Origin of the sequence: Streptomyces atriruber (genome assembly GCF_001418325.1) — a bacterium.
GTDB classification, from domain to species: Bacteria; Actinomycetota; Actinomycetes; order Streptomycetales; family Streptomycetaceae; genus Streptomyces; species Streptomyces atriruber.
Genome location: NZ_LIPN01000615.1, coordinates 1 through 3085, shown reverse-complemented (window position 1 = coordinate 3085; position 3085 = coordinate 1). Strand labels below are relative to the sequence as shown.

General features: G+C 69.3%; 5 protein-coding genes. 3 read left to right on the top strand and 2 right to left on the bottom strand.

Annotation, left to right across the window (positions count from 1 at the left end; genetic code table 11):
* The first annotated feature begins 25 nt into the window (after positions 1 to 25).
* On the top strand, positions 26 to 664 hold the full coding sequence (locus AOK03_RS39270; RefSeq protein WP_055570121.1) for an isochorismatase family protein: 639 nt from the start codon (positions 26 to 28) through the stop codon (positions 662 to 664).
* 18 nt (positions 665 to 682) lie between these two features.
* Here the strand turns inward: AOK03_RS39270 and AOK03_RS39265 are convergent, their stop codons facing one another.
* Entirely contained in the window at positions 683 to 1150 is a 468-nt protein-coding gene (locus tag AOK03_RS39265; RefSeq protein ID WP_055570120.1) for a MarR family winged helix-turn-helix transcriptional regulator, read from the bottom strand.
* A gap of 109 nt (positions 1151 to 1259) precedes the next feature.
* Here AOK03_RS39265 and AOK03_RS39260 point away from each other — a divergent pair, with 109 nt between their 5' ends.
* Together AOK03_RS39260 and AOK03_RS39255 are read left to right on the top strand one after the other, a co-directional pair.
* Complete coding sequence (locus AOK03_RS39260) at positions 1260 to 1676, top strand: organic hydroperoxide resistance protein (RefSeq protein WP_055570122.1); 417 nt, start codon at positions 1260 to 1262, stop codon at positions 1674 to 1676.
* A 107-nt stretch (positions 1677 to 1783) separates the two neighbouring features.
* Complete coding sequence (locus tag AOK03_RS39255) at positions 1784 to 2320, top strand: cupin domain-containing protein (RefSeq protein ID WP_055570119.1); 537 nt, start codon at positions 1784 to 1786, stop codon at positions 2318 to 2320.
* A 94-nt stretch (positions 2321 to 2414) separates the two neighbouring features.
* Here AOK03_RS39255 and AOK03_RS39250 read toward each other — a convergent pair.
* Positions 2415 to 3085, bottom strand: a 671-nt coding sequence (locus AOK03_RS39250; protein ID WP_244177947.1) for a DJ-1/PfpI family protein, incomplete at its 5' end; no start/stop codon positions are given.

Sequence of the window (3085 nt, the reverse complement as noted above, 5' to 3'; positions counted from 1 at the left end):
CCCCTGAACGGAACCACCCACCACCATGGCCCTCCCCGCCATCACCCCCTATCCGATGCCGTCGAGCGACGAACTGCCGGTGAACCGCGTCGACTGGCAGGTCGACCCGTCCCGTGCCGTGCTGCTCGTGCACGACCTGCAGAACTACTTCCTCTCGGCGTACGACCGAACGGCCTCTCCCGTACCGGAACTCCTCTCCCACGTACGCGAGTTGAAGGAGTCGGCAACCCGTCTCGGCGTCCCGGTCGTGCACACCGCGCAGCCCGGCGGCCAGTCCCCCGCCGAGCGCGGCCTCCAGCAGGACTTCTGGGGTCCCGGCCTGCCCGACGACGCCGACGCGGCGGCGATCGCCCCGGAGATCGGCCCGACGCCCGCCGGGACGGTCCTCACCAAGTGGAAGTACAGCGGCTTCGTCCGCACGGACCTCCTGGAGCGCCTGCGCGAACAGGGCCGCGACCAGCTGGTCATCACCGGCGTCTACGCGCACATCGGCGTGCTGATGACGGCGTGCGACGCGTGGATGCAGGACATCCAGGCGTTCGTGGTGGCCGACGCGGTGGCGGACTTCTCGGCGGACGACCACGCGATGGCGCTGCGCTGGGCGGCGGGGAAGTGTGCGGTGGTGACGACGACGGAGGCGGTGTTCGCCGACGACGCTTCCTAGGGTTTCCCCAGGGGACTCCTAGGCAATCTCTCCACGGCCACCCTTGCCCGGACCCCGGTCGAGGGCGGCCGTGAGCCGGTCGAGCCGGGCGCGCAGGTCCCGTACGTCGTCGATGGACAGCTCGGTGGAATCGGCGAGGGCGCGGGGCACGGCGAGGGCCTTCTCGCGCAGGGCGCGCCCTTCCTCCGTGAGCCGCACGGTGACGGAACGCTCGTCCTCGGCGCTGCGCCGCCGCTCGACGTGCCCAGCCGCTTCGAGCCGCTTGAGCAGCGGTGAAAGCGTGCCCGAGTCGAGCCGCAGCCGCTCGCCGATCTTCTTGACGGGCAGCTCGTCGTGCTCCCACAGGACGAGCATGACCAGGTACTGCGGGTAGGTCAGACCGAGGTCCTTGAGCAGGGTCCGGTAGACCCCGTTGAAGGCGCGGGCGGCGGCGTGCAGCGAGAAGCAGATCTGCTGATCGAGCCGGAGAAGGTCCTCGTCGTCCATGGTTCCAGGCTACAGCGACCCACCGCACCCCCAATTAAGTTGTGCACAACTTAATTGCGTGCTTCACTTGGTCCCGTACACAGGACGAGACGAGGACGGGATGATCCCCATGGACGCGCTGTACACCGCAGTAGCCACCGCCAACGGCCGCGAGGGCCGCGCCGTCAGCTCCGACGGCAAGATCGACCTGCCGCTCGGCTTCCCCAAGGCGCTGGGCGGCAACGACCAGGGCACCAACCCCGAGCAGCTCTTCGCCGCCGGTTACGCCGCGTGCTTCGCCAGCGCGATGGGCAACATCGCGCGCCAGGAGAAGATCGACGTGTCGGAGGTGTCGGTGACGGCGGAGGTCAGCATCGGCAAGGACGACGCGGACGGCGGCTTCGGCCTCGCGGTGGTCATGCGCGCGGAGCTCCCCGACCACCTGCAGGGCCCCGCGGGCGAGGACCTGCTGAAGAAGACCCACGCTTTCTGCCCGTACTCGAAGGCGACGCGCGGCAACATCCCGGTGGAACTGGTCATCGAGTGACACCCTCGCCGGGCATACCGCCTGAAGGCGACCCGAGCTTCTCTTGAGGTAAGGGTCGTAGCGTATCTGCGATCACTACTTTCCACGCTACGCAAGGAGTTGATCGCATGAGTGACCTCATCCGCCTGCCCGGCGAGGGGCGCAAGCTGGTCACGAAAGCGCAGGAAGTGACCTTCAAGGCCACCGGGGCACAGGGCTCCTCCGCCTCCATCTTCGAGGTGGTGGTGCCGCCCGGTTTCGACACGGGCGGCCACTACCACGAGGAGGCGGAGGAGTTCTTCTACATCCTGGAGGGCGAGCTGGAACTCCTCGCCTTCGAACCCGCGGAACGTACGGACGACTGGCTGGACTGGGAGTCCGTCGACGGCGACAGGGTGGTCCGCGCCCCGGCGGGCAGCAGCATGTTCGTACCGCCCAACACCCCGCACGCGTTCCGCAACGCCACGGACGAACCGGTGCGCATGCTGTTCCAGAGCAACCCGTCACCCGAGCACGAGCAGTACTTCGAGGAGATAGCGGAGATCTGGTCGGCCGGTGACTCGGTGGACCCCGAAGCGGTGCGGCGCATGCGGAGCCGTTACGACGTCAAACAGATCACGCCGATGCGGTTCGAGCCGCCGGTGGCGGCGGCGAGCACGTCCTGACGCGCCGCCGCAGAGCCCGCGGCCGCCGCCCCTCACGCACCCGGGGACCGACGGCCGCCCCCGCTCCCTCCGGCCCACCACTCCATCCCACCGCTCAACTCCGCCAGACAACCCCCCGCTGCTGGTACTCCATGACGGACTCGACGCGGGCGGCGACGGCGGCCCCGCATTCACGGGTGACCATCCAGAGCGCGAGATCGATCCCGCTGGTGACCCCGCCCGCGGTCACGAGATCCCCGTCGTCGACGACGCGCGCGTCGATCACCTGGCCGCCCTGGGCGGCCAGGTCGGCCTTGGCGAGGTGATGCGTCGTACAGGGGCGCCCCTTGGTCAGCCCCGCCGCGGACAACACCAGAACCCCGGTACAGACACCGGCGACGACGACGCCGGCCTGCTGCGCCCGCACGAGATCCCGATGCACCTCCGCATCGTGGATCAGCAGATCCCCGCCCCCCGGCACGATCAGCAGATCGGCACCGGTGGGCTCCCACGCACCGGGCACGACGACCCTCGTACCGAAGAAGCAGGTCACTTCCCCGCCCTCCGAAGGCCGCACCAGCGCGGTCTCCACCTGACCGCCACCGGCCTGCGCCGCATGCCCGAGCACATCCCGCGGCCCGATGAAGTCCTGCTCCTCGACCCCGTCGTACATGAGGATCTGCACACGTAAAGCCACGTTCCTGAACTCCTTGCCGGTGCTGACGCACCTACGGCTGCCGAAGGTCCCAGCAGGCGCCGCCCACAGCCCTTGACGCGGCACCCACC

Excerpts from the sequence above, each read along its gene's own strand:
- AOK03_RS39270 (WP_055570121.1), top strand. The coding sequence starts at position 26 with ATGGCCCTCCCCGCCATCACCCCCTATCCGATGCCGTCGAGCGACGAA.
- AOK03_RS39265 (WP_055570120.1), bottom strand. The coding sequence starts at position 1,150 with ATGGACGACGAGGACCTTCTCCGGCTCGATCAGCAGATCTGCTTCTCG.
- AOK03_RS39260 (WP_055570122.1), top strand. The coding sequence starts at position 1,260 with ATGGACGCGCTGTACACCGCAGTAGCCACCGCCAACGGCCGCGAGGGC.
- AOK03_RS39255 (WP_055570119.1), top strand. The coding sequence starts at position 1,784 with ATGAGTGACCTCATCCGCCTGCCCGGCGAGGGGCGCAAGCTGGTCACG.